Source organism: Streptomyces rectiverticillatus, from assembly GCF_013394065.1.
GTDB classification, from domain to species: domain Bacteria; phylum Actinomycetota; class Actinomycetes; order Streptomycetales; family Streptomycetaceae; genus Streptomyces; species Streptomyces rectiverticillatus.
Genome location: NZ_CP040752.1, coordinates 964,149 through 987,329, shown reverse-complemented (window position 1 = coordinate 987,329; position 23,181 = coordinate 964,149). Strand labels below are relative to the sequence as shown.

Annotated in this window: 24 protein-coding genes; 13 read left to right on the top strand and 11 right to left on the bottom strand. The window is 72.8% G+C overall.

What is annotated here, in order from left to right; all coding sequences use genetic code 11:
* Window positions 1–136 precede the first annotated feature (136 nt).
* Window positions 137–1,738, top strand: coding sequence for an alpha/beta hydrolase (locus tag FGW37_RS03920; protein ID WP_246430255.1), 1,602 nt, complete (start codon window positions 137–139; stop codon window positions 1,736–1,738).
* Window positions 1,739–1,812: 74 nt separating this feature from the next.
* On the opposite strand, the gene FGW37_RS03915 is transcribed toward FGW37_RS03920, so the two are convergent.
* Window positions 1,813–2,718 carry a hypothetical protein gene (locus FGW37_RS03915; protein ID WP_179079772.1) on the bottom strand — a complete coding sequence of 302 codons (906 nt, stop codon included), beginning with the start codon at window positions 2,716–2,718 and terminating at the stop codon, window positions 1,813–1,815.
* Between the two features lie 348 nt (window positions 2,719–3,066).
* Between FGW37_RS03915 and FGW37_RS03910 the strand changes: the two genes are divergently transcribed.
* The gene (locus tag FGW37_RS03910) at window positions 3,067–3,246 is read left to right on the top strand and encodes a hypothetical protein (RefSeq protein ID WP_179079771.1); all 180 of its coding nucleotides are present in this window, start codon (window positions 3,067–3,069) and stop codon (window positions 3,244–3,246) included.
* Between the two features lie 351 nt (window positions 3,247–3,597).
* Window positions 3,598–4,017 (top strand): SSI family serine proteinase inhibitor, encoded by a 420-nt coding sequence (locus tag FGW37_RS03905; RefSeq protein WP_179079770.1) that lies wholly within the window; start codon window positions 3,598–3,600, stop codon window positions 4,015–4,017.
* Window positions 4,018–4,044: 27 nt separating this feature from the next.
* Here the strand turns inward: FGW37_RS03905 and FGW37_RS03900 are convergent, their stop codons facing one another.
* The 5 genes from FGW37_RS03900 to FGW37_RS03880 all read right to left on the bottom strand — a co-directional run bounded on the left by FGW37_RS03900 (window position 4,045) and on the right by FGW37_RS03880 (window position 8,541).
* Window positions 4,045–4,203 carry a hypothetical protein gene (locus FGW37_RS03900; RefSeq protein WP_179079769.1) on the bottom strand — a complete coding sequence of 53 codons (159 nt, stop codon included), beginning with the start codon at window positions 4,201–4,203 and terminating at the stop codon, window positions 4,045–4,047.
* A gap of 130 nt (window positions 4,204–4,333) precedes the next feature.
* Window positions 4,334–5,287, bottom strand: a complete 954-nt coding sequence (locus FGW37_RS03895) for a cytochrome c oxidase assembly protein (protein WP_179079768.1) — start codon at window positions 5,285–5,287, stop codon at window positions 4,334–4,336.
* Between the two features lie 112 nt (window positions 5,288–5,399).
* A complete protein-coding gene (locus FGW37_RS03890; RefSeq protein ID WP_179079767.1) occupies window positions 5,400–6,425 on the bottom strand; it encodes a 6-phosphofructokinase in 1,026 nt (341 codons plus the stop codon).
* 120 nt (window positions 6,426–6,545) lie between these two features.
* Window positions 6,546–7,274, bottom strand: coding sequence for a type 1 glutamine amidotransferase (locus FGW37_RS03885; protein ID WP_179079766.1), 729 nt, complete (start codon window positions 7,272–7,274; stop codon window positions 6,546–6,548).
* A gap of 28 nt (window positions 7,275–7,302) precedes the next feature.
* A complete protein-coding gene (locus tag FGW37_RS03880; protein WP_179079765.1) occupies window positions 7,303–8,541 on the bottom strand; it encodes a MurT ligase domain-containing protein in 1,239 nt (412 codons plus the stop codon).
* A gap of 166 nt (window positions 8,542–8,707) precedes the next feature.
* Between FGW37_RS03880 and def the strand changes: the two genes are divergently transcribed.
* A complete protein-coding gene (def, locus tag FGW37_RS03875; protein WP_179079764.1) occupies window positions 8,708–9,283 on the top strand; it encodes a peptide deformylase in 576 nt (191 codons plus the stop codon).
* 29 nt (window positions 9,284–9,312) lie between these two features.
* Here def and FGW37_RS03870 read toward each other — a convergent pair whose 3' ends face one another.
* On the bottom strand, window positions 9,313–9,966 hold the full coding sequence (locus tag FGW37_RS03870) for a TetR/AcrR family transcriptional regulator (RefSeq protein WP_179079763.1): 654 nt from the start codon (window positions 9,964–9,966) through the stop codon (window positions 9,313–9,315).
* A 159-nt stretch (window positions 9,967–10,125) separates the two neighbouring features.
* On the opposite strand from FGW37_RS03870, the gene FGW37_RS03865 reads away from it, so the two are divergent.
* The 6 genes from FGW37_RS03865 (at window position 10,126) to FGW37_RS03840 (ending at window position 17,148) form a co-directional block, all read left to right on the top strand.
* Window positions 10,126–11,352 (top strand): acyl-CoA dehydrogenase family protein, encoded by a 1,227-nt coding sequence (locus tag FGW37_RS03865; RefSeq protein WP_179079762.1) that lies wholly within the window; start codon window positions 10,126–10,128, stop codon window positions 11,350–11,352.
* A gap of 46 nt (window positions 11,353–11,398) precedes the next feature.
* Entirely contained in the window at window positions 11,399–11,797 is a 399-nt protein-coding gene (locus FGW37_RS03860) for a VOC family protein (RefSeq protein ID WP_179079761.1), read from the top strand.
* 88 nt (window positions 11,798–11,885) lie between these two features.
* The gene (locus FGW37_RS03855; protein WP_179079760.1) at window positions 11,886–12,446 is read left to right on the top strand and encodes a hypothetical protein; all 561 of its coding nucleotides are present in this window, start codon (window positions 11,886–11,888) and stop codon (window positions 12,444–12,446) included.
* Between the two features lie 131 nt (window positions 12,447–12,577).
* Entirely contained in the window at window positions 12,578–14,269 is a 1,692-nt protein-coding gene (locus tag FGW37_RS03850; RefSeq protein ID WP_179079759.1) for a sigma-70 family RNA polymerase sigma factor, read from the top strand.
* A gap of 133 nt (window positions 14,270–14,402) precedes the next feature.
* Entirely contained in the window at window positions 14,403–16,391 is a 1,989-nt protein-coding gene (locus FGW37_RS33815) for an RICIN domain-containing protein (protein WP_281394671.1), read from the top strand.
* Between the two features lie 136 nt (window positions 16,392–16,527).
* On the top strand, window positions 16,528–17,148 hold the full coding sequence (locus FGW37_RS03840) for a hypothetical protein (protein ID WP_179079758.1): 621 nt from the start codon (window positions 16,528–16,530) through the stop codon (window positions 17,146–17,148).
* Window positions 17,149–17,157: 9 nt separating this feature from the next.
* Here FGW37_RS03840 and FGW37_RS03835 read toward each other — a convergent pair whose 3' ends face one another.
* The 4 genes from FGW37_RS03835 to FGW37_RS03820 all read right to left on the bottom strand — a co-directional run bounded on the left by FGW37_RS03835 (window position 17,158) and on the right by FGW37_RS03820 (window position 20,686).
* Window positions 17,158–18,210: a zinc-binding dehydrogenase gene (locus FGW37_RS03835; protein WP_179079757.1), complete on the bottom strand. Its 1,053-nt coding sequence runs from the start codon at window positions 18,208–18,210 to the stop codon at window positions 17,158–17,160.
* Window positions 18,211–18,226: 16 nt separating this feature from the next.
* Window positions 18,227–19,210, bottom strand: coding sequence for an alpha/beta fold hydrolase (locus tag FGW37_RS03830; protein ID WP_179079756.1), 984 nt, complete (start codon window positions 19,208–19,210; stop codon window positions 18,227–18,229).
* A 93-nt stretch (window positions 19,211–19,303) separates the two neighbouring features.
* Window positions 19,304–19,606, bottom strand: a complete 303-nt coding sequence (locus tag FGW37_RS03825) for a hypothetical protein (RefSeq protein WP_058041490.1) — start codon at window positions 19,604–19,606, stop codon at window positions 19,304–19,306.
* Window positions 19,607–19,759: 153 nt separating this feature from the next.
* Complete coding sequence (locus FGW37_RS03820) at window positions 19,760–20,686, bottom strand: phytoene/squalene synthase family protein (RefSeq protein WP_179079755.1); 927 nt, start codon at window positions 20,684–20,686, stop codon at window positions 19,760–19,762.
* A 151-nt stretch (window positions 20,687–20,837) separates the two neighbouring features.
* On the opposite strand from FGW37_RS03820, the gene FGW37_RS03815 reads away from it, so the two are divergent.
* From FGW37_RS03815 to FGW37_RS03805, 3 genes are all read left to right on the top strand, one after another.
* Window positions 20,838–21,233 carry a YunG family protein gene (locus FGW37_RS03815; RefSeq protein ID WP_179079754.1) on the top strand — a complete coding sequence of 132 codons (396 nt, stop codon included), beginning with the start codon at window positions 20,838–20,840 and terminating at the stop codon, window positions 21,231–21,233.
* A gap of 92 nt (window positions 21,234–21,325) precedes the next feature.
* Window positions 21,326–22,159 (top strand): SAM-dependent methyltransferase, encoded by an 834-nt coding sequence (locus FGW37_RS03810; protein ID WP_246430254.1) that lies wholly within the window; start codon window positions 21,326–21,328, stop codon window positions 22,157–22,159.
* 99 nt (window positions 22,160–22,258) lie between these two features.
* Window positions 22,259–23,068, top strand: a complete 810-nt coding sequence (locus tag FGW37_RS03805) for a lysophospholipid acyltransferase family protein (RefSeq protein WP_179079753.1) — start codon at window positions 22,259–22,261, stop codon at window positions 23,066–23,068.
* Window positions 23,069–23,181: the final 113 nt, after the last annotated feature.

The following is a 23,181-nucleotide window of genomic DNA, read 5'->3' as shown; positions in this document are numbered from 1 at the left end:
ATGTTTCATCATTCTTACGGATTAGTAAAGAACACTCGTACGACCTGTCCTTTGTGGGATGGGAGACGAAAGGATCCCCCTGCAGCATTGCGATCTCCGCCGCTCCAAGCGGCGTACCCAGCAGGGGGATTCCTTCGTGAGACACACGTCAATACTCGGCGCGGCCGGCACCCTGGTGACCGGCGCGCTGGTGGCCGGGTTCCTGACCGCCCCGGCCGCCGGCGCGAGCGAGCGCGTGCCGGGCGGGGCCGCAGAGGCCCGCGGTGTGAAGACGGCCGCCGAGCGCGCGGCCAAGGCGGGCATCAAGTGGCAGGACTGTCCTGCCTCCTGGGGCCTCGAGAAGCCCATCCAGTGCGGTTACGTCACGGTCCCCGTCGACTACGCCAAGCCGGACGGGCCCACCATCAAGATCGCAGTGGACCGGGCCCGTTCGACCGGTACCGCCGACGAGCGCCAGGGCGCCCTCCTCTACAACCCCGGCGGCCCCGGCGGCTCCGGCATGAGGTTCCCGCGCCGCATCACCACCAAGGCCCCGCTCTGGGCGAAGACGGCGAAGGCGTACGACTTCGTGGGCTTCGACCCGCGCGGCGTCGGCCACTCCGCCCCGATCTCCTGCGTCGACCCGCAGAAGTTCGTGGCGGCGCCCAAGCCCGACCCGGTGCCTGCCAGCGAGGCCGACAAGCTCGCCCAGCGCAAGCTCGCCCGCCAGTACGCCGACGGCTGCGCCGAGCGCAGCGGCAAGCTGCTGCCGTACCTCACCACGGCGAACACCGCGCGCGACATCGACGTCGTCCGCGCCGCCCTCGGCGAGAAGAAGCTCAACTACCTGGGCGTCTCCTACGGCACCTACCTCGGCGCCGTCTACGGCACCCTGTTCCCGGGCCACGTCCGCCGCCTCGTCGTCGACAGCGTCGTCAACCCGGCCCAGGACAACATCTGGTACCAGGCCAACCTGGAGCAGGACGTCGCCTTCGAGGCCCGCTTCAAGGACTGGGAGGACTGGGTCGCCAAGTACGACTCCACCTTCCACCTCGGCTCCACCCGGGCCCAGGTCCAGAAGAACTGGGAGAAGCTCCGGGCCACCGCCAAGAAGAAGCCCATCGGCGGGGTCGTCGGCCCGGCCGAGCTGACCACCTTCTTCCAGGACGCGGCGTACTACGACTCCTCGTGGGTCCCGGTCGCCGAGACCTGGAGCAAGTACGTCGCCGGTGACGAGAAGCCGCTGGTCGAGGGCGCGGGCCCCGACCTGTCCGACACCGCGGGCAATATCTCCAAGGAGAACGGCAACGCCGTCTACACGGCGGTCGAGTGCGCCGACGCCAAGTGGCCCACCAGCTGGAAGAAGTGGGACCGCGACAACACCCGCATCCACCGCGAGGCCCCCTTCATGACCTGGGCCAACGCCTGGATGAACCTCCCGTGCGCCACGTGGAAGGGCCCGCAGGGCACGCCCATCGAGGTCACCACGCACAAGGGCCTGCCGCAGACCCTCATCATCCAGGCCGAGCGCGACGCGGCCACCCCGTACGCGGGCGCCGTGGAGCTGCACAAGCGCTTCAAGGGCTCCCGCCTGATCACCGAGAAGGGCGCCGGCTCGCACGGCGTCACGGGTGAGGCCAACCCCTGCATCAACGCCAAGCTCGACGCCTACCTCATCGAGGGCAAGCTCGACGCGAAGGACGTGACGTGCGCCCCGCACGCCATCCCCGAGCCGCCGAAGCCCGCCGCGGCGAAGTAGAACGTGGTCGGCAACTAGACAGCACTGTGCCCCACCCTCTTGGAGGGTGGGGCACAGTGCTGTGTCCGGTTCTGTCAGTGAGCTATGTGCTTCCGGTGCCAGGCGAAGAAGGGGGCACTCGCGTCGTTGTAGTCCTTCATCGCTCGACCTGCCACATTGATCGCCGCCCGCTTCAGGTCCGCCGTCACATCGGCCTGGACGCCGGCTTCGATGAGACCGTCCTCGTTGACATAGATATAGCCGTGCTCGAACAGCTCGTCGCAGCCGATCAGGCACGCCGCCGTGATGTTGGAGAGGTTGAGTTGCTCTTCGCGATTGGCGACGCTACGGCGCTTGATGTGTGCAGCCCGCACCATGCGCGGAGGCAGGACGCGTTCACAGAAGGCGCAGGTGAGCTCGGTCGGCTCGGAGCCGAACTTCTTACGGCGCAGCTTCTGCTGCTCGCGCCGGACCAGTACCTTCGCGAAGGTGTTCATCTCACCGGTGTGTTCGACGACACCGTCGGCCGTGCCATCGCCGTTGTCCGGCAGTCGCGTGGCCATCGTGGCCACACCGCCGGCGTCCGGAACGAGTACTGCCGCTCCCTGCTTGTTGGCGGAGAGTCGCAGGCATTCCATGGCTTCCGGCCCGAGGACCGTACCCGGGATGTCCTCGTCCTCGGAGACGACCGATATGCCCAGGCGCTCGGGATAGACGTCGTCGAGCCAGACTTGCTCGGTCGCTGTGAAGAGGGGAGCCGTGACCTGTGCAACGATCACGCGCTTGAGCGTCGCGTCGGACCAGCCGCCGGGCTTGACGCGGCTGTTCGGGCCACGGTGGCCGAGGACGAGGAAGTCGCCTTCGGCGAGTCGCCTGACCTTGTCGCGGGCTCCGGCCCGGTCGAGGGCACTGGAGCGCCAACCCCAGAGGTTGTGGCGAAGGCCGGTGGCGAGGTTCTCACGGGAAGGCTTCGGTACGTAGACGTAGCCGGTCTGAGGCATGAGCACTCCGTTGCTTGACGTCCCCGAAGGGATATATGAGCAGGGCACCCGGGCCGCAACGAGTCCAGGGGACTGGGAGGGCCGGGAGTGGAGCCTGATACTTAGGCGGAAAGATAATATGACCAGCGCTGGCCGCGGAATTCAAGCATCCGTTTAATGGGGCGGGTTGAGCCTGGGGATGGCTATGAACCGGGATCCGGTCACGCCTGTGGGCGGTCGTCGTGACGGTCGGGGTCCTGCCCGTGGCTCGTACGGGGACGTATCAGGCTGGATGACCATTTGATGAGCATTCTGCGAACCTCGACGGTTCTCGGTGTTTTGGCCGCCCGCTCCTCGTAGCCTGTGTTCATGCCCGCCAACCCGGACCTCACCCGGTCGCCCGAGGAGATCAACGACGCGATCCGCGCGTTCCTGGCGGAGCGCCGCGGCCGGATGCTCCACGGTGAGGAGCGCCGGGCCTACGAGCGGCTGCGTGCGGAGTGGCTGGCGGCGGTGCGGGGCGTCCCGTGCCTGACCGGGCAGCGGTGACGCGCAGGCCCCGCGCCGCGCCCGCGGGGCCGCTTCAGGTCACGGAAGCCGTATGCGCCCCCGCACCGTGCTGCACTCCAACGCGCCCCCGTCCGCCGTGCGTTCCCCCGCATCCCCGGCATCGCAGGGCCCTGGCAAGGGCGTTACGGGCGGTACGGTGGCCCTGCCCACGGCCGACCGTCCCGCGCTGACCCGCCGTCAGCACCCTGCCGCCCGACCCCGCGGCGCCGGAGGACCGGCCGGGTGACCTGCCGCCGCCACCCGGGCGACGGCACGGTGTGGCAGCTTGCCCGGCGCGGTCCGCGCGCGATGGCCTTGGGCCCGGGCACCCCCGCGCCCCAGGAGGCACCGATGTCCCTACCCCGTACCGCCGTGGCCGCCGCGGCGACCACCGCCGCGCTCCTCGCCCTGGCCTCCCCGTCCGCCGCGGCGGACGAGCTGCAGGGCCCTTCCGGCGGCTCGGACGGCACCGACGGGCGGTTCTTCCTCACCGTCTCCGGCGCGCAGAACACCTGGATCCGCGGGGTCCAGCTGAGCTGCCCGGACGCCGGCGGCCACCACCCCCACGCGACGGAGGCGTGCACGACGCTGCACCGCGCCAAGGGCGACCCCGGCCGGGTGACCGGAGCCGGGCACCAGTGCACGCGGGAGTACGACCCGGTGACCGCGACCGCCGAGGGCGACTGGAACGGGCGCCCCGTCGTCTGGCACAAGACCTTCCCCAACCCCTGCGCGCTCGACGTGGCGACCGGGCCGGTCTTCCGCTTCTGATCCGCTTCCGGCCTGCCCGGCCCCCGCTCACGTCCCCCGGGCCACGAGCGTCCCTATCGTCAGCAGCGTCAGCATCACCCACGCGAACCACAGCCAGCCGTTGCTGCCGATCGTCACCGTGTACGCGGTCACCACGACGAGGCACCCCACCGTCAGCCCCGCCATCGTCTTCGTCGATCCGGGCATCCCCGCACCTCCTCACGGCGGCCCGGGAGCGCGCCGACGCGCAGAAAGGGCCGCGGCCTGGAGTCCATGGTCTCCCGGCCGCGGCCCCTGCCGCCAGAGCTCGCGCACGCCTCGCGCGTACGCCCGCCCGTCAGGTCTCCCGCGAGCGCAGCGAGGCGAGGTAGGCGTTGTAGGCCTCCAGCTCCTTGTCGCCGTTGCGGTCCGCGGCCCGGTCCGAGCGCCGCGCCTGCCGCTGCTCGGAGCGGTACCACTGGTAGGCCAGCGCGAGCAGCACCACGACCGACGGGATCTCGCTGAACGCCCAGGCGATGCCGCCGCCCGCCTGCTGGTCCTCCAGGGCGTCGATGCCCAGCGAGGCCGGCGGGTGCATGTACGTGCCGATCATCGGCTCCGAGGCCATCATCAGCGCGATGCCGAAGAACGCGTGGAAGGGCATGCCCGCGAAGAGCTCCAGCATCCGCATCACGTAGCCCGGCCGGTGCGGGCCCGGGTCCACGCCCATGATCGGCCAGAAGAACACCAGGCCCACGGCGAGGAAGTGCACCATCATCGCGATGTGGCCCGTCCTGGACTCCATCAGGAAGTCGAAGAGCGGGGTGAAGTACAGCGCGTAAAGGCTCGCGATGAACAGCGGGATCGTGAACACCGGGTGCGTGATGACGCGCATGTAGCGGCTGTGGAGCAGGGCGACCAGCCACTCGCGCGGGCCCTTGCGGCCGCGCCCGGCCGCGGGCAGCGCCCGCAGCGTCAGGGTCACCGGGGCGCCGAGCAGGATCAGGATCGGCGACAGCATGCTGATGACCATGTGCTGCACCATGTGCACGCTGAACATGACCATGCCGTAGTCGTTGAGCTTGGTGCACATCACCAGCCACACGCTCAGCACACCGAGGACGAACGCGACGATCCGGCCGACCGGCCAGGCGTCCCCGCGCCGCCGCAGCCGGACCACCGCCCAGCCGTAGAGGGCCAGGGCCAGCAGACAGCCGATCATGAAGAATGGATCGCCACTGAACTGCAGACCCCGTCCCAGCGTGAACGGCGGCATGTCCATGTGCATCATGCCGTGCCCGCTGTGATCCATCCGCTCTCTCCCATTTCGCACCGATGCGCCGGGACCAGAGTAGAGGCGCCCCGGGCCGCGTCCGCGGCCGGGGGCGCCCCGCCTGGGGGCGGGAGACACCGGGAAAAACGGCTCAGAGCACGCACTCGACCTCGGTGTACCGCTCCTGCGGCACGGTCTTGAGCCGCTCGACGGCCTCCGCCAGCGGCACCAGCGTGATGTCCGTGCCGCGCAGCGCCGTCATCATGCCGAACGCCCCGTGGTGCACCGCCTCGACCGCGTGCCAGCCGAACCGGGTCGCGAGGACGCGGTCGTACGCGGTGGGCGTGCCGCCGCGCTGCACGTGGCCGAGTATCACCGGGCGGGCCTCCTTGCCCAGGCGCCGCTCCAGCTCCCCGGAGAGCTGCCGGGCCACCCCGGCGAACCGCTCGTGCCCGTAGACGTCCGTGGCGCCCGTCTCGAAGGCCATGGAGCCCTCGCGCGGCTTGGCACCCTCGGCGACGACGACGATCGCGAAGCGCTTGCCCGCCTCGAAGCGCCGGCCGACGACCGCGGTCAGCTCGTCGATGTCGAAGGGCCGCTCGGGCACGACGATGGCGTGCGCACCGGCTGCCATGCCCGAGTGCAGGGCGATCCAGCCGGTGTGCCGGCCCATGACCTCCACGATCAGCACCCGCTGGTGCGACTCCGCGGTGGTCTTCAGCCGGTCCAGCGCCTCGGTCGCCACGCCCACGGCCGTGTCGAAGCCGAACGTGACGTCGGTCGAGGCGATGTCGTTGTCGATGGTCTTGGGCACGCCGACGATCGGCAGGCCGGCGTCCGACAGCAGGCGGGCGGCCTTGAGGGTCCCCTCGCCGCCGATGGGGATGACGGCGTCCAGACCGAGGCCGGCCACATGGCCCTTGGCCCGCTCGACACCGTCGCGCAGCTGCGCGGGCTGCACGCGCGAGGAGCCGAGGATGGTGCCGCCGGTGGCCAGGATGCCGGCCACGGCGTCCAGGTCGAGCCTGCGGTGGTCGCCTTCGAGGAGGCCCTTCCAGCCGTCGTGGAAGCCGATGACCTCGTCGCCGTGGTCGACGACCGCGCGGTGCACGACGGACCTGATGACGGCGTTCAGACCGGGGCAGTCGCCACCGGAGGTGAGTACACCAATGCGCATGACAGGGGGAAACCTTCGCAACAGGGCGGGAGACCGGACCCCGTCGTCCGGTTGCGTCCCCGCCACCTTACTAGCGGTAGGCGGCGGGGGACGCGACCGTCCGTCATGCGGTCGGCAGGGCTACGCCGACTGGGTCGCCGCCGCGATCCGCTCGGCGCGCAGCGCCTCGTACCAGCGGTCGTCCACCGGCGGCAGGGCGTTGACGTCCAGCGCCAGCTTGATCAGCATGTCCGAGATGTGCGGGTTACGGGCCATCACCGGGCCGTGCATGTACGTACCGAAGACGGTGTCGTTGTATGCACCCTCAAAGCCGTCGCCCGAGCCGTTGCCGTTGCCGTAGCGCACGCGGGCGAACGGGCGGGCCGTCGGGCCGAGGTGGGTGATGCCCTGGTGGTTCTCGAAGCCCGTCAGCGGCGGCAGGCCCAGCGGCTCGTCGATGTCCGCGAGGACGTCGCCGACGCAGCGCTCGCCCTCGCCGCGGGTGCTGATGACGTCGAGCAGGCCGAGGCCCTGCTCGCGCTGGCCCAGGTCGTTGATGAACTCGTGGCCCAGGATCTGGTAGCCGGCGCAGACTGAGAAGACGATCGCGCCGTTGGCGACGGCCCGGTTCAGACCGCCGTCACGGCGCAGCCGCTCGGCCGCGAGCCGCTGCGGGCGGTCCTCGCCGCCGCCGATCAGGTAGATGTCCCCGGAGGTCGGGATGGGCTGGTCGGACCGGATGTCCACGCGCTGGACATCCAGCCGGCGCTGGCGCGCCCGCCGCTCCAGGACCAGGACGTTGCCCTGGTCGCCGTAGGTGCTGAGCAGGTCGGGGTAGACCCACACCACACGCAGACTGTTCTGGCTCATGCTCACAATCCTTCGGTGCTTGCGCGGGTCAGTTGCCGACGCGGCGGCGGACGTCCTGGAACGCGGTGTAGTTGGCGATCAGCTCGATCCTGCCGGGCGGAGCCGCCTGCACCGCCTCGTCCACGCTCTCGCAGACCCGGAAGTCCAGGCCCGCGACCTCCAGCCGGACGGCCAGGTCCAGCTTGCGGTCGCCGATGACGAAGATCGGGTGGCCGGCGAGGCGCGGGTAGTCCACGTCCCACAGCCACGAGGTGTCGGTGCCGTCCGCGCCGCGGGCGTTGACCGCGAGGATCACCGGCGCCGGAGGCCCGTCGATCAGCGAGAACGTCTCCAGCCAGCCGGCCGGGTTCTTGGCCAGCAGCAGCCGGATGTCGCGGCCGAGGAACTGCACCACGTCGAACCGGCCCGCGACCGCCTGCACCTGGTACATCCGCTCCAGGGCGACCTGCGGCGGGACGCCGAAGGTGGCCGCGACGGCCGCGGAGGTGGTGGCGTTGGCCTTGTTGGCCCGGCCCGGCAGCTGCAGGTGGATCGGCCAGGCCGAACCGTGCGGGTCGAGGACATAGTCGCCCGACAGCGCCCAGCTGGGGGTCGGCCGGCGGAAGCCGCACTCGCCGCAGAACCAGTCGTCGCCGGGGCGCTGCATCACGCCGCCGCACGACGGGCAGGACCAGGCGTCGTCCTTCCACTCCTGGCCGGCCGCCACCCACACCACGTTCGGCGACGAGGAGGCCGCCCACACGATCAGCGGGTCGTCGGCGTTGGCGATGATCACCGCCTTGCTGCCCGCCAGGCCCTCACGCCACTTCTCGGCGAGCATGCGCGTCTCCGCGGCCCGGTCGAGCTGGTCGCGCGAGAGGTTCAGCAGCGCTATGGCCTTGGGGGAGACGTCCCGGGCGACACCCGCCAGGTACTTCTCGTCCACCTCGATCACGCCGTAGCGCGCGTCCGAGCCGCCCGCCAGGGCGGAGGTGATGCCCGCCGGCATGTTCGCGCCCAGCGCGTTGGACACGACCGGTCCGCTGGCGCGCAGCGCCTCGGCGATCAGCCGGGTCGTGGTCGTCTTGCCGTTGGTGGCCGACACCAGGACCACGTCCAGGTGGGTCGCCAGCCGGGCCAGCAGGTCGGGGTCGAGCTTGAGCGCGACCTTGCCGCCGATCACCGATCCGCTGCCACGGCCTGCGGCCCGCGACACCGCCGCAGCCGCCTTGCCCGCCGTCACGGCCAGCTTGGCCCGCGGCGACAGTGGCCCCGAGTTGCCTGCCATCGTCCTAGATCCTCCTTGTTGGGCGCCGGGCCTGTTCCCTGGTCCGCCGGTGGTGGAACGCCCCCTCCGCGCCGAATCGCCAGCCAGGAGGCTCCGGTCGGGGATCAGCCTATCGAGATCCGGCCGCAGGCCCGAACCGGCCGCCCACGGAACGTAGGGTTGACCCATGCGAAACGGCTCCATCCCCGGCTCTTCCGGACGCGTACGGCCCATGCGGCTGCTCGGCGACCCGGGGCTCGGCACCCCCTGCGAGGACGTCACGGACTTCGGCGACGGCCTCGCGCAGCTCGTCGAGGACATGTTCGCGACGATGTACGCCGCCGCCGGCGTGGGCCTCGCGGCCAACCAGATCGGCGTCCCGCTGCGCGTTTTCGTCTACGACTGCCCGGACGACGAGGACCGCCGCCACCTCGGCCACCTGGTCAACCCCCGGCTCGTCGAGGCCGACGGCGTCACCGTCCGCGGGCCGGAGGGCTGTCTGTCCGTCCCCGGCATCGAGGCGGGCACGCCGCGCTTCGACCGCGCCGTCGTCGAGGGCTTCACCCTGGACGGCGCCCCGGCGCGCGTGACCGGCACCGGCTTCTTCGCCCGCTGCCTGCAGCACGAGTGCGACCACCTCGGCGGCGGGCTCTACCTGGACCACGTGACGGGGCTGCGCCGCCGCCGGGCGCTGCGGGCCGTACGCCGCGCGCCGTGGGCGGGGCGCACGGACGCGCAGCCGGAGCCGGCCCGTACGGCGTAGGGCGTACGGGCGGCCGGCCGCGGCACGCGTCAGAAGCCGGGGCCGCCCGGCAGGTCACCCGAAGAGGCGAGCCGCCCCCACAGCAGGTCCGCGAGGTGGCGCACCAGGTGCTCCCGCGGGAAGGGCCGCTCGCGCAGCCACCAGTCGCCGGCGGCGTGCATCATGCCGACGATGCCGTGGCCCCAGGCGCGCGACAGCTCGTCGCTGTCGGGGCCGAGGTCGACGCGTTCGGATATGACCTGCGCGAGCTCCTCGCCCATCCGCCGCAGCAGGGGAGCGGAGTGCCGCCCGACGTCGAAACCCTGCTCGCCCTGGTCGGAGGGATGGCCCTCGTCGGCGGGGTGCATCAGGAAGCGGTAGACCTGCGGCCGGGCCTCTATGGCCGCGAGATAGCTGTCGAGCGTCCGCTCGACGCGGTCGCGGCGCTCGGCGGGGGCGTCCAGCGCCGCCCGCAGCCCCACGAGCAGTGCGTCGGTGTGCCGGGCGGCCAGGGCGCGGTAGAGCCCGCCCTTGTCGCCGAAGTGCCGGTAGAGGATGGGCTTGGTGATGCCCGCCTCGGCCGCGATGGCGTTCATCGACGCACCGGGCCCCTCCCGCAGCACCACCCGGTCCGCCGCCTCGAGCAGCTCCTTGCGGCGCCGCTCCGCCGCATGCTGCTGGTCCTCCCGCTGACTGGTTTCCATATGACCTGCCTCCCCGCCCCTGTGATTCCTGACGCCTGCGCAACGTAACACCCGCTCCACCCAGCGAATCCGGGAGGCGGGACGGTTGACACTACTACCGGTCGGTAACATACTCATGTTACCGCGAGTAAGGGTTGCCGGCAGGGGTGGGAGACGGGCATGGCCGAATTCACGATGGAGCTCAACGAGGACCAGCGGGGGGTGCGCGACTGGATCCACGGCTTCGCGGCCGAAGTGATGCGCCCGGCCGCCGCCGAGTGGGACGAGCGCGAGGAGTTCCCGTGGCCGGTCGTCCAGGAAGCCGCCCGCATTGGGCTGTACTCGCTCGACTTCTACGCCCAGCAGTTCTTCGACCCCACCGGCCTCGGCATCCCCATGGCCATGGAGGAGCTCTTCTGGGGCGACGCCGGCCTCGGCTTGGCCATCACCGGGACCGGACTCGCCGCCATCGGCGTCCTCACCAACGGCACCGAGGAGCAGATCGGCACCTGGCTCCCGCAGATGTACGGCGACGCCCATGACGTGAAGATCGCCGCTTTCTGCTCCTCCGAGCCGGACGCGGGCTCGGACGTCTCGGCCATGCGCACCCGCGCCGTCTACGACGAGGCCAAGGACGAATGGGTCCTCAACGGGACGAAGACCTGGGCGACGAACGGCGGCATCGCGAACGTCCACATCGTCGTCGCGGTCGTCGACCCCGAGCTGGGCGCGCGCGGCCACGCCTCCTTCATCGTCCCGCCGGACACCCCGGGGCTCTCCCAGGGGCAGAAGTTCAAGAAGCACGGCATCCGCGCCTCGCACACCGCCGAGGTCGTCCTCGACGGCGTCCGCCTGCCCGGCCACTGCCTCCTCGGCGGCAAGGACAAGCTGGACGAGCGCCTGGCCCGCGCCCGCGAGCGCGTGCGCACCGGCGGTGCCCGTACGCACAACGCCGCCATGGCCACCTTCGAGGCCTCCCGCCCCACGGTCGGCGCCCAGGCCGTCGGCATCGCCCGCGCCGCGTACGAGGTGGCGCTCGACTACGCCCAGACGCGCCACCAGTTCGGCCGGCCCGTCATCGACAACCAGGGCGTCGCCTTCCAGCTCGCCGACATGCGCACCCGTATCGACGCGGCCCGGCTGCTGGTGTGGCGCGCGTCCTGGATGGCCACCGCGGGCAAGCCCTTCACCGCGGCGGAGGGCTCGATGTCCAAGCTGTTCGCGGGCGAGACGGCGAAGGCCGTCACGGCCCAGGCCATGCAGATCCTCGGCGGGAACGGCTACACGCGCGAGTACCCGGTGGAGCGGATGCACCGCGATGCCGCTATTTACACCATTTTTGAGGGCACGAGCGAGATCCAGCGGCTGGTGATAGCCCGTACGATCTCCGACGTGCCGATCCGGTGAGCCCCGGGCCGGCCGGACCGACCACCTGACCGCCGGGGGCGTGGGCGTGCTGCATCATCTCGAACTGTGGGTGCCCGACCTGCAGCGCGCCGCGAAGAGCTTCGGCTGGCTGCTCGGCGCCCTGGGCTACACACCCCACCAGCGCTGGGAGCACGGCCGCAGCTGGCGGCTCGGAGCCTTCTACCTCGTCGTCGAGCAGTCGCCCGCGCTCGCGGCCGGCACCCACGAGCGGTGCAGGCCGGGCATGAACCACGTCGCCTTCCCCGTGGAGAGCCGGGCCGCCGTCGACGCGCTCGTGGAGGAGGCCCCGGAACACGGCTGGCGGCTGATGTTCCCCGGCGAGCACCCGTTCGCCGGCGGGCCCGCCCACTACGCCGCGTACCTGGAGAACGAGGACGGCTTCGAGGCCGAACTCGTCGCCGCCGCGGCCGAAGACGCCCCCTGACGGGTGAGCCCGTCCTCCGCCGCGCGGCGGAGGAGGACCGTTCCGCGGGCGGACGCGGGGCGCCGGGCCCGCCACCAGCATGGATCCCATGCTGAAGATGAACGCCCTGCCGGACGTGCCCCGATGGGCCGTGCTCGCGGCCCACGCCGTGCCCCTGGTCACCCTGCCGTCGGGGCTGTGGCGGATCGCACTCGTCGCCGGGCTCCCGGTGGCCGCGCCCGACGGCGACATGACCGTCTGGGGAGCCCTCTACGTCCTCTCGCTCACCGCGGTCTCCGAGGCCCTCGCCCTGCTCACGCTCGGACTCGTGCGGCCCTGGGGCGAAGTCGTGCCGCGGTGGATCCCCTTGCTGGGCGGCCGCCGGGTGCGCCCGCTCGCGGCGGTGGTCCCGGCGCTGCTGGGCGCGACGGCACTGGCCGCACTCGCCGTCTGGTTCGTCTGCGCCCCCTACGTGAACCCGGAGCAGGCCATCTGGCAGGGCACCGCGGCCCAGGACGCGCTCCTCGCCGTCTGCTACGTCCCCCTGCTGGCCTGGCCGCCGCTCCTGACGGCCGTGACCATCGCCTATTACCGGCGCCGTACGGGGCGCCGTACGGCGCGGAACGGGACTGCGGACGGGGCTGCTGACAGGGCCCTCGCCCGGGTGTGAGCACCCGTCATACCCGCCTCGGCAAAAAAGATTCCGCCGAACCGCAGATTTTTCTGTTATCCGCCGCACGCCCCCAGGTCTCCCATGCGTAAGACCGCCGATGCGGTGGAGCGGAAAGAGGTGGGCGGAACGTGAACTTGGACAGCACGGCCGGTGTGGTCGAGGCGGCGCGCGGCGGGGACGACGCCGCGCAGGACCAGCTGGTCGCCGCCTGCCTGCCGTTGGTCTACAACATCGTCGGCCGCGCCCTGAACGGGCACGCGGACGTCGACGACGTCGTGCAGGAGACCATGATCCGGATGGTCGGCGGCCTGCACGCCCTGCGGGACCCCGAAGGGTTCCGCTCGTGGCTCGTCGCGATCACCATGAACCAGATACGCAGCCACTGGCGCAAGGAGCTCAAGGACCGCAAGGACGCGCCGTCCGGCGGCCTGCAGGAGGTCGGCGAAGCCGCCGCCCCCGAGCCCGACTTCGTCGAGTGGTCGATCATCCGCCTCGGTCTGCAGGGACAGCGCAGACAGGCCGCACAGGCCACGCGCTGGCTCGACGGCGACGACCAGGTCGTCATGGCCCTGTGGTGGCAGGAGGCCGCGGGCGAGCTGAGCCGCGCCGAGGTCGCCGCGGCCCTGGGCCGCTCGCCGCAGTACACCGCCGTCCGGGTCCAGCGCACCAAGGCCCAGCTGGAGACCGCCCGCGTCGTCGTCCGGGCGCTCGCCACGGACCCGCGCTGCCCCGAGCTCACGGGCGCCCTCGGCGACTGGGACGGCGCGCCGAGCCCCCTGTGGCGCAAGCGCATCGCCCGGCACGCGCGCGGCTGCGCGGAGTGCGGCGGGCACTGGTCCGCGCTCGTGCCCGCGGAAGGGCTGCTGGCCGGCCTCGGGCTCGTCCCCGTCGGCGCCGCCCTGCTCGCCCGGGTGACCGCAGCGCCCCCCGGCGGCCCCATGGCGGCCTGCGCCGCCACCGCTCCCGGCAGCGCCTCCGCCGGGGCCCCGGAGCCGTCGGCGGACTCCGCACCGCCCGGGGAGCCGGCGCCGGGCACCCCCGCCGACCTCGGGCGCCTGGCGCGCCGGGCCGTCGTCGCCGCCGGTGTCGTGGCCGTCGTCGTCGTGGGCGGCACCCTGGGCGGCCCGCACCTCTTCAACGCCGCGCCCGAGAGCGCCCGTCCGCAGGCACCCGGCGGCCCGGTCCAGGTTGTCCCGGTCACCGCCGGCGACCCCACGCCGGCCGGGCCGGACCGCACCGACGCCACGGCCGTCGCCCGCTCCGATACCGACGGCCGTACTCCCGTGCGCGCCTCCGCCCCCGCCGCGCCGCCGGCCCCGGCACCCGCCGCGACTCCCGCCGCGGCCAAGAGCCCCTCCGGGCCCGCCGCCGAGAAGCCGGCCGCCCCGAGCGCGGCCCCCGACCCGGCCGGAGCCACGCCCCGGCGGACGCCACCGCCGGCCGCCCCGGGCGCGGGCCCCGCCCAGGAGGTCGTCCGCATCGTCAACACCGAGCGCGCCAAGGCCGGATGCGGGCCCGTGCGCTTCAGCGCCGAGCTCGTCGCCGTCGCTCAGCGCCACACCGACGACACCGCGTCGCGCACCCCCGCCGGCCAGTGGTCCGCCTTCGCCCGCCGGGCGGCCGTGCCCGGCCACCACTGGAGCTCGTACGGGGTGAACGCCGCCACCGGGCAGAGCAGCGCCTCCGCGGTCGTGTCCGTGTGGATGGACGACCCCCGACACCGCCGGACCATCCTCAACTGCGCCTACACGGAGCTGGGCGTCGGCGTCTCCTTCGCCTACGACGGCCCGCGCTGGATGCAGGTCTTCGCGGCGCGCTGAGCGCCGCCCCGAGCCACCCCCCTCCGCCGGGCGGGCCCTGCGCCACGCCCGGCCGTCCCGTAACCCCCCCCCACCGATGGGAACTCCTTTGCCACGCAAGCACACTCACCGCCGCAGCAGAACCGGTCGCCGCGTGATACTCACGGCGGCCGCAGCCGCCGCGGCCGCCGGAATCGCCTTCGGCGTCATGGGCACCGGATCCGCCACCTCCACCCCGGGCCCGCAGCCGGAGGCGGCGAGCGCCCCCGCCGCGCAGCCGGTGCACAAGAAGCCGCCCGCCCCCCTGACCTCCACACCCCGGGCCGACAAGCAACGCGGTCTCGTCTACGACGGCCTCAAGCCCGCACCCAAGGGCGACCGCTGCGTCGGCGTCTACAGCGTCTCGCGGGCCGGTCTGTGCACCCACGGCCCCGACGCCCCGCCCAAGGGCGTCGACATCACCAAGGACACCCCGCCCGTGGCGGGGAAGACGGCCGCTCCCTCCTCCCTGACCGGTGACGGCGGCCAGGCCCCCTCGGCCTCGGAGGCCCTGGGCGGAGCGCCGTCCGTGATCGACGCCCGCCGCGGCGGCGTGGCCGCGGCCGCCGCGGCCCCGGGCCCCGGCGCGCCAGCGAACCCGCAGGCCGGCTCCGGCTCCAAGGTCGTCTGTGAGGGCGACGGTTCCAGCGGCAACCGCGTCCAGGTTCTGTACGTCCACGCGTCCGGGCGCGACCGGTTCGGCCAGTACGCCGCCTCCTTCAAGCAGTGGGCCGCCGAGACCGACGTGATCTACAACGCCAGTGCCAAGGAGACCGGCGGCGAGCGGCACGTCCGCTACGTCACCGAGGCCGACTGCACCGCCTCCGTCCTGAACGTCGAGGTCTCCGCGGGCGCCCTGCAGGAGTTCGGGGCGATGAACAACGCCCTGGCCGCCAAGGGATTCAACCGCCGCGACCGCAAGTACATGATCTTCGCGGACGCCCAGGTCTACTGCGGCATCGGCACCTTCAACGGTGACGAGCGCCCCGGCCCGGACAACCTCAGCAACTTCGGCCCCTCCTACGGCCGTACGGACTCCGGCTGCTGGGGCGGCAGCACCCCCGCCCACGAACTGGGCCACAACCTGGGCGCCGTCAACAACAGCGCCCCGCACACCAGCAAGGCCGCGCACTGCGTCGACGAGTGGGACATCATGTGCTACTCGGACGCCCCGCACTACCCCAGGATGCAGGTCCTGTGTCCCGAGCGCACGGGGGACCAGCGGCTGGACTGCGGCCACGACGACTACTTCCACACCTCGCCCAAGCCCGGCAGCTACCTGGCCACCCACTGGAACATCGCCGATAACCGCTTCCTGATGGCGGGCGGCGGCACCACGAACCCCGGCCCCGGCCCCACGCCGACCCGCACCCCCGACCCGACGCGGCCGCCGGCGGCCGGGCCCGACGCCCAGGTCAGCCAGGTCACCCCGAACTCGGCCGTCGTCAGCTGGCCGAAGGTTCCCTCGGCCACCGGCTACGACCTGCTGGTCAACGGGAAGAAGACGGCCGGCGTGCAGGACACCGTCGTCCGCCTCACGGGCCTGGCTCCCGGCACCTCCTACAAGGTCGCCGTGGCCGCGCGCGGCGCCGACGGCAAGGCCTCCGCACCGGGCCGCGCCGCGTCCTTCCGCACCCTCTCCGCCGACGGCGGCTCGCCGACCCGGCCGGGCACCGCGTACGTGATGGTCAACGGCCTCACCGGTGAGGCCCTCGACCTGTGGGGCGGCTCCACGGCGGACGGCACCGTCGCCATCGCCTACCAGCGCCACGGCTACGCCAACCAGCAGTGGTCCTTCGAGAACGCCGGCGGCGGCGCGCTGCGCGTGAAGTCGGTCCAGAGCGGTAAGTGCCTCCAACTGGGCGGCGGAGACCGGGCCGTGGCCGGCCAGTACGTGGCCCAGCAGCCCTGCCGGGACACCGCCGCGCAGAAGTGGCGGCTGAACGCCGCCGGTGGCGGGTCGTACGTCCTGCAGCCCGAGGGCTCGTCCCTGGTACTGGGCATCAGCAAGCGCTCGTACTACGGCGGCCGCCTGCTCGAACTCCAGCAGAAGAACGACCAGGGATACCAGAACTGGACCCTGTCGAAGGCTGCTTCTTCCTGACGGCTTCTTCCTGACGGCCTCCATCTGACGGCCTCCCTCCTGACCGGGCCGGCGACCGCTGCTCCCCCTCCCCCCACCGGCGGTCGCCGGCCCCTTCCGCCCTGCCCCTCCCGACACCCCCTGAGGAACCGCCACGATGAAGCTGCGCCCCACCACCCTGGCCCCGGCGCTCGGGTGCGCCGCCCTGCTCGCCCTGGGCACGCCCGGAACGGCCGCCGCGCACGGCGACACCATCCACTTCGCTGTCGGAGGCGAGCAGCAGGGCGGCCACGTACGGACGGTGGCGACCTGGGAGAACGACGGAGATCCCGTCGACGAGCCCGTCGCCGGCACCCTGACGGCCACCGGCCCGGAGGGGCGCACCGCGGGCCCGTGGCAGCTCGTGGCCGCCGAGGGCGGGAAGGGGGCCTACACCACCCGCGAGAGCCTGCCGCAGGGCACATGGAAGGTCGTCGTCCACTGCGGCTTCCCGGACCTCGGCCACGGGGAGGGGAGGGTCACGGTCGCGGCCGGGACCGCGGAGGCCGGGCACGGTCCTGCTCCGGCCGGGAGCGCCGCCGCGCCGGAGCGGTCCGCGCCGGCCGGTCCGGCGGCCGCCCGGCGGGAAGCGGCGCCCCCGGAGGCCGAGGAGGCTCCCGCGGCCTCCTCCCGTACGGGCCTCGTCGCCGGCGTCTGCGCGGCTGGCGCCGTGGCGGTTGCCGCCGCGGTGTTCCTGCGGCGGGCCGGGCGCTCGGGGAAGGCCGCCGTCACCAAGTGAGGGGCGGCATCACGGGGTGAGGACCAGCCGGATCGGGTCGCCTTCCTTCTTGCGGAGCCGCTCGACCCCGGCGGCGGCCTCCGCCAGCGGCAGGGTCCCGCTGATGGAGCGGCCGAGGTCGAGGCGGCCCAGGCGGGCGAGGGTGACCAGTTCGTCGACGTGCCCGGGCTCCGAGCCGTAGTGCCCGAGGATCTGCTGGTGCCGGACGCTGAAGGCGATGCTGTTGCCGATCGTCAGCGGCCCGGGGCCGAGGCCGACGAGGACCAGGCGGCCGTCCGCTGCCAGACAGCCCACGGCCTGCTCGCGCACGGCCGGGACCCCGGCCGTGTCGAGCGCGAGGTCCAGCCCGTGGCCGTCGGTCGCCGCCAGGATGCGCGCCCGCAGGCCGGGGTCGGCGGGGTCGAGGGCGAGGTCGGCGCCGAAGTCGAGCGCCCGCTGCCGGGCGGCTGCCAGGGGGTCGACGGCGATGACCGGCGCTGCCCCGACGAGGCGCAGCAACTGCACGGCGTGCGCGCCGAGACCGCCCGTGCCCCACACGCCTGCCGGGCGTGCGGGGCGGGCCCGGCCCGTCAGGGTGATCGCGGACCACGGCGTGGAGACGGCGTCCGGGATGATCGCGGCCTGCTCGAACGGCAGGTCGTCGGGGAGGGCGACCAGCGTGTGGTGACCGGCGAGGGCGTACTCGGCCCAGCCGCCGTCGTAGTCCACGCCGCGGGTCAGCAGGCGCAGGCACGGTGTGGTGAAGCGCTCGCAGGGGCGGCAGGTGCCGCAGCGCTCGCCCGCCTGCAGCAGGACGCGGCGGCCCACGGTCCACTCCGCCGGCACGCCGGGGCCCAGGGCGTCGACGACGCCGGCGGTCTCGTGGCCGAGCGTGATCTTGTCGGCCCGGGTGTGGACGGGCTTGAGGCTGCCGTCGATGAGGTGCACGTCGGACAGGCAGATACCGGCGGCCTCGACCTTGACGCGCACCTGCCCCGGCCCCGGCCGGGGGACGGGTATCTCCTCGACGGCGAAGGCGCCGGAGCGCAGGTCGAGCCTTCCGGCGAGCATCGTGTCACTCATGGCAGGGGCCTCCCGGCTACGCGTTCAGGGACGACAGGAACTCGAGGAGCTCGGCGTTGACTTCCTCCGGGCGCTCCTGCTGCGTCCAGTGACCGCAGCCCGGCAGGGTCACGCTGCGGCGCAGCCCCGGCACCGTCTCCTCCAGGGACGCCAGCAGCCGGTCCACGCCGGGGAAGGCCCGGACGAGATCGCGGTCGCCCCCCACGTACAGCGCGGGCACCTCGATGCGGAGGCCGTGGAAGGGCGCGAGGAGCTCCCAGTTCCGGTCGATGTTGCGGTACCAGTTCAGGCCGCCGGTGAAGGCCCGGTCGCCGTGTGCGGAGAACTCGCGCACGAAGACGTCCACGTCCTCCTCGGTGAACCAGCCCGGCAGCTCCTCCGGCTCCGCCATCGTGTCCAGGAGCGTGCTGCCGGACGGGATGACCCACGGGCGCGGCGGGTCGGTCTGCGGGCTGTCGCCCGAGCCGCTGAACAGGATCCGGCGGAACGACGTCGCCGGATCCCGCGCCAACTCCGCGTCGGCGACGCCGGGTTCCTGGAAGTAGAGCTGGTAGAAACCGTCGCCGAGCAACGAGCGCAGCGCCGGCAGCGGCGCCGCCGGGCCGTGCGGCTGCGGCGGCACGCTCAGGCCGGCCACGCCGCGGACGACGTCGGGCCGCAGCAGCGCCGTGGTCCAGGCGACCGGCGCGCCCCAGTCGTGCCCGACGACCACCGCGCTCTCCTCGCCGAGTGCGTGGATCAGGGCGATCACGTCACCGGCGAGGTGCAGCACGCTGTACGCGCCGATGTCGTCCGGCTGTTCGCTGCGCCCATACCCGCGCTGATCGACCGCGACGACCCGGTACCCGGCTGCGGCCAGCGGCCCGAACTGGTGCCGCCAGGAGTACCAGCACTCCGGGAAGCCGTGCAGCAGGACGACCAGGGGCCCGCGCCCCTGCTCGGCGATGTGCAGCGTTACTCCGTTGACCTCGACGAAGCGGTGCTCGACCGAGCTGGTCATGGTGTCCTCCCGGGGGCGTCACGCCGACGTACTCCACAGTAGGGGGCGACTTCCCCGCGGCGTACGAGATGTTGACCACTCGGCCGGTCCGCCTCAGCCGTCGGGGTTGGCCTCCAGACAGGTCAGTTCGATGTCGTCGATGATGGCCTCGTTCGTCTGGCCCTTCAGGTGCGCGACGTTCTCGATGCCGACCGCCATCCACCCCGACAGGCTCATGACGAGCACCCGCAGCCCGTCCGTCCCGTGTTTGGCGAGCACCCGGTCCGCCACCTTGAGCGCCTCTTCGGGGACCCGTTCCGCCGGTTCGAGGCCGACGATGGTGCGCATCAGCCCGATGGTGGTGTGCGAGATCTCCGGTGCGATCGCCCGCAGCCTCCGGTCCTCTTCCTCGTCCACGTGTCCTCGATTCGTCCGTCAGCCGGTCACGTGCAAGCACCCTAGGTGGCCGTGCGCGGCGACCGCAGCCCGAACACCAACGGGTGATCGCTGCTACGGGTGAATCCCGGTCAAGAAGGCCCCAAGTCGCCCCCGGCGGTGCTCGGAACGCACTCAGAGGGCGCGCCGCCGGGCGGTCCGCGCGCGGGCGCACTCCCGGAGGAACATCCGCAGGGCGGCGCCGGCCGGAGGGCGCGCAGGCCCCCGCAGCAGGCCGAAGCCCTTCGCCGCCGCGGCGTCCGCGGTGAGCACTTCCAGCTCCACCATCGCTCGCACGAACGAACGGTCGACCGGTGAGGTGAGGCCGGCCAGGCGCCGGGCGGCCAGCAGGTCGTGGCGCGCGCGGCGCAACTGACCGGCCAGGAGCGCCCGTACGGCCGGGGTCTCGCGCGCCGACTCCAGGTCGCCGCGGGAGACGCCGTGCTGCTCCAGGGTCTCCCGGGGGAGGGCCAGGCGCCCGCCCTCCAGGTCCTCGGCGAGGTCGTTGACGAAGTCCAGGCGCTGGCTGCCGTCGATGTACGAACGGCAGGCCGCACGGTACGCGCCGGGGTCGGTGCCCGGGTCGAGCACGCCGGCGACGAGCATGAACGCCGGCAGCGAGTAGGCGTCGACGTAGTCCTGGTAGGCGCCTTCCGTGGCGAACCCGGTGAAGTCGAGATCGGCCACCGCGGTCTTCAGGAAGGCCTCGACCGCTTCGGCGAGCCCGGGGCGGGCGGCGACCGTGTGGAGCACCGGCCGGATCACCGGATGGTCCGCGCGCCCGCCGGCCAGGGCCTCGCGTACGTCCCTCTCCCACGTGACGTAGGCGGAGGTGCGCTCGGCCAGGGTGCTGCCGCTGTCGAGCACGTTGTCCGTGTGGTGCATGAACGCGGTCATGGCGATGACGTGCGGGACGGTCGCACCGGGCAGCAGCAGCCGGACGGCCACGTAGGCGTGGCGCCGGAAGCGCGCGACGAGGTCGCGCTGCCGGGTGTAGTCGGCGCGCAGTCGCCGGTCATGGACGCCGGCGACGTCGAGCGCCTTGTTCCACGTGCTCGTCATTGATCCCTTTTCCCGTCGGCTGGTTCCGGCCGCTGCGGGCCACGGAGGACTGTACGTCGTGTGCGCCGGCCGACCCCGCCTGCGTCGGCTCGCACGCTCTCTTCCTCCTCTTCCTCCGGCACTGTCAGTGGTCACTGCCAGGATGCGCAGCATGAAACCGTGGCTTCTCACCGACATCGAGCGCGCCGTCCGCAGCAGCTGGGGCGCCGACACGTGCACCCCTGAGTACCGGTCGCGCTGGACCCCGGACAATCCGGCGCGCGACCAGTGCGGGGTGACCGCCATGGTCCTCAACGACCTGCTGGGCGGCGAGCTCATCCGGGGCGAGGTCCGCGTCGGCGGCCTGCAGACCGACTTCCACTGGTGGAACCGGCTCGGCGAGGGCGTGGAGATCGACCTCACCCGCGAGCAGTTCTCCCCTGAAGAGGTCGTCACCGGCGGCCTGGTCATACCGCGCCCGCCCGAGATCAAGCGTCTCCGCGAGGAGTACGAGCTCCTGCGCGAGCGCGTCCTGGAGAAGCTGCGGACGGGCGTGGCCGTGCCCTGACACGGCCCGATCATGGCCGGATCGTCCCTGTGTTCGCCACCGTGCGGAGGTCAGGCTGATCCCGACCTGTCCTGCGGGCGAGAGGAGCACCTGTGAGCAAGGAAGCCAATGAGGAAGCGACGCGCAGCTACTACGACTCCGGCGACGTGGACGCCTTCTACGACGCGGTCTGGGGCGGCGAGGACATCCACACCGGCATCTACACCCGCCCCGGCGAGGCGATAGCGGAGGCCTCCCGCCGCACCGTCGAGCGGGTCGCGGACCGGCTCGCCGGCAGCCTCGGCCCCGGCGCCGCCGTCATCGACCTCGGCTCCGGATACGGGGGGACCGCCCGCCGGCTCGCCGAGCGCTTCGGCTGCCGCGTCGTCGCCCTCAACCTCAGCGCCGCCCAGAACGAGCGGCACCGCGCCGTCAACGCCGAGCGCGGCCTCGCCGGTCTCGTCGAGGTCCTCACCGGGTCCTTCCACGACATACCGTTCCCCGACGGCCACTTCGACGCCGTGTGCTCCCTGGAGGCCTTCTGCCACAGCAGTGACCGGCCGAAGGTGCTGAGCGAGGCGGCCCGCGTGCTCAAGCCCGGGGGCGCGCTGGCCTTCACCGACCTCATGGCCGCCGAGGACACCTCCGCGGAGGTGCTGCGCCCGGCCGTCTCCCGCCTCGGCGTGGACGCCCTGGCCACCGTGTCCTTCTACCGCGACCGGCTCGCCCGCCTCGGCCTGTCCGGCGTCGGATTCGACGACCACAGTGGCCAACTGGTCAACCATTATGTTCGGCTGACCGAGGAGACGGCGGCGCGCGCGGCGGAGCTCGGCGGGCGCATCGGCGCCGCCTACCTCGGCCACCTGCAGGAGAACCTGCCCGTATGGGTGGACGCCGCACGCCGCGGACACCTGCAGTGGGGCGTCCTGCACGGACGCCGTCCGTAATCAACCGGCCACGATCTGGCTCAATCGGCCTTCTCCCCCTGATCCATACCCGCGAGTAGCGTGCCCGGGCGCGGGGGTCTCTGGGAGAAGGGCGTTTGCATGTTCTATTGCGCGTTCAAGGCCGTGGTGCTGGTGCCGCTGCTGCGGTGGCTCTTCCGGCCGAGGGTGGAGGGGCTGGGCCGGGTCCCGCAGCACGGCGCGGCGATCGTCGCGGGCAACCACCAGTCGTTCACCGACCAGTTCCTGATGGGCGTGACCCTCCGGCGCCGGATCACCTTCCTCGCCAAGTCGGAGTACTTCACCGGCCGCGGCCTCAAGGGCAGGCTCGCCGCAGCCTTCTTCCGCGGCCTCGGCGCGATACCCGTCGACCGCTCCGGCCGCGGCGCGGGACAGGCCGCCGTCGAGGAGGGCGTGAAGGTGCTCGGCCGCGGCGAACTCCTCGGCATCTTCCCCGAGGGCACGCGCTCGCACGACGGACGGCTCTACAAGGGCAAGGTCGGCGTCGCCGAGATGGCGATCCGCTCCGGCGCGCCCGTCGTGCCGTGCGCGATGATCGGCACGTTCGAGGCCCAGCCCGCGGGCCGGCGGCTGCCGCGCCTGGTGCCCGTCACGGTCCGCTTCGGCGAACCCCTGGACTTCTCCCGCTACGCGGGCATGGCGGACCAGCGGCACGTGCTGCGCGCGGTCACCGACGAGATCATGTACGCGATCCTGAAGCTGTCGGAGCAGGAGTACGTCGACGTGTACGCCGTCGACGCCAGGGCCCGGCTGAGCGCCCACGGCTCCGGCCCGGCCCGCGCCGAGGTCCTGGGGAGCACGCGGTTCGCTCCCGGCCCGGACCGCACGCGCGGCGACCACGCGGCTGCGGCCGGGCACGCGGCTCCCGGAGAAGGCCGCACCGCGGCGTAGCAGAGGCACATCCGTGGGGACGGGCGCGCCGGGCGGCCGGCGGAAGCTCCGCCGGCCCGTCCGGCAGCGCCCTCCTGTACCGGCCGCCACCGGAGGGACGCCCGCCGGCCGGC

Excerpts from the sequence above, each read along its gene's own strand:
- def (WP_179079764.1), top strand. The coding sequence starts at position 8,708 with ATGCGAAACGGCTCCATCCCCGGCTCTTCCGGACGCGTACGGCCCATG.
- FGW37_RS03805 (WP_179079753.1), top strand. The coding sequence starts at position 22,259 with ATGTTCTATTGCGCGTTCAAGGCCGTGGTGCTGGTGCCGCTGCTGCGG.
- FGW37_RS03890 (WP_179079767.1), bottom strand. The coding sequence starts at position 6,425 with ATGCGCATTGGTGTACTCACCTCCGGTGGCGACTGCCCCGGTCTGAAC.
- FGW37_RS03915 (WP_179079772.1), bottom strand. The coding sequence starts at position 2,718 with ATGCCTCAGACCGGCTACGTCTACGTACCGAAGCCTTCCCGTGAGAAC.
- FGW37_RS03905 (WP_179079770.1), top strand. The coding sequence starts at position 3,598 with ATGTCCCTACCCCGTACCGCCGTGGCCGCCGCGGCGACCACCGCCGCG.
- FGW37_RS03820 (WP_179079755.1), bottom strand. The coding sequence starts at position 20,686 with ATGACGAGCACGTGGAACAAGGCGCTCGACGTCGCCGGCGTCCATGAC.
- FGW37_RS03855 (WP_179079760.1), top strand. The coding sequence starts at position 11,886 with ATGCTGAAGATGAACGCCCTGCCGGACGTGCCCCGATGGGCCGTGCTC.
- FGW37_RS03840 (WP_179079758.1), top strand. The coding sequence starts at position 16,528 with ATGAAGCTGCGCCCCACCACCCTGGCCCCGGCGCTCGGGTGCGCCGCC.
- FGW37_RS03830 (WP_179079756.1), bottom strand. The coding sequence starts at position 19,210 with ATGACCAGCTCGGTCGAGCACCGCTTCGTCGAGGTCAACGGAGTAACG.
- FGW37_RS03895 (WP_179079768.1), bottom strand. The coding sequence starts at position 5,287 with ATGGATCACAGCGGGCACGGCATGATGCACATGGACATGCCGCCGTTC.
- FGW37_RS03885 (WP_179079766.1), bottom strand. The coding sequence starts at position 7,274 with ATGAGCCAGAACAGTCTGCGTGTGGTGTGGGTCTACCCCGACCTGCTC.
- FGW37_RS03910 (WP_179079771.1), top strand. The coding sequence starts at position 3,067 with ATGCCCGCCAACCCGGACCTCACCCGGTCGCCCGAGGAGATCAACGAC.
- FGW37_RS03870 (WP_179079763.1), bottom strand. The coding sequence starts at position 9,966 with ATGGAAACCAGTCAGCGGGAGGACCAGCAGCATGCGGCGGAGCGGCGC.
- FGW37_RS03865 (WP_179079762.1), top strand. The coding sequence starts at position 10,126 with ATGGCCGAATTCACGATGGAGCTCAACGAGGACCAGCGGGGGGTGCGC.
- FGW37_RS03835 (WP_179079757.1), bottom strand. The coding sequence starts at position 18,210 with ATGAGTGACACGATGCTCGCCGGAAGGCTCGACCTGCGCTCCGGCGCC.
- FGW37_RS03900 (WP_179079769.1), bottom strand. The coding sequence starts at position 4,203 with ATGCCCGGATCGACGAAGACGATGGCGGGGCTGACGGTGGGGTGCCTC.
- FGW37_RS03815 (WP_179079754.1), top strand. The coding sequence starts at position 20,838 with ATGAAACCGTGGCTTCTCACCGACATCGAGCGCGCCGTCCGCAGCAGC.
- FGW37_RS03880 (WP_179079765.1), bottom strand. The coding sequence starts at position 8,541 with ATGGCAGGCAACTCGGGGCCACTGTCGCCGCGGGCCAAGCTGGCCGTG.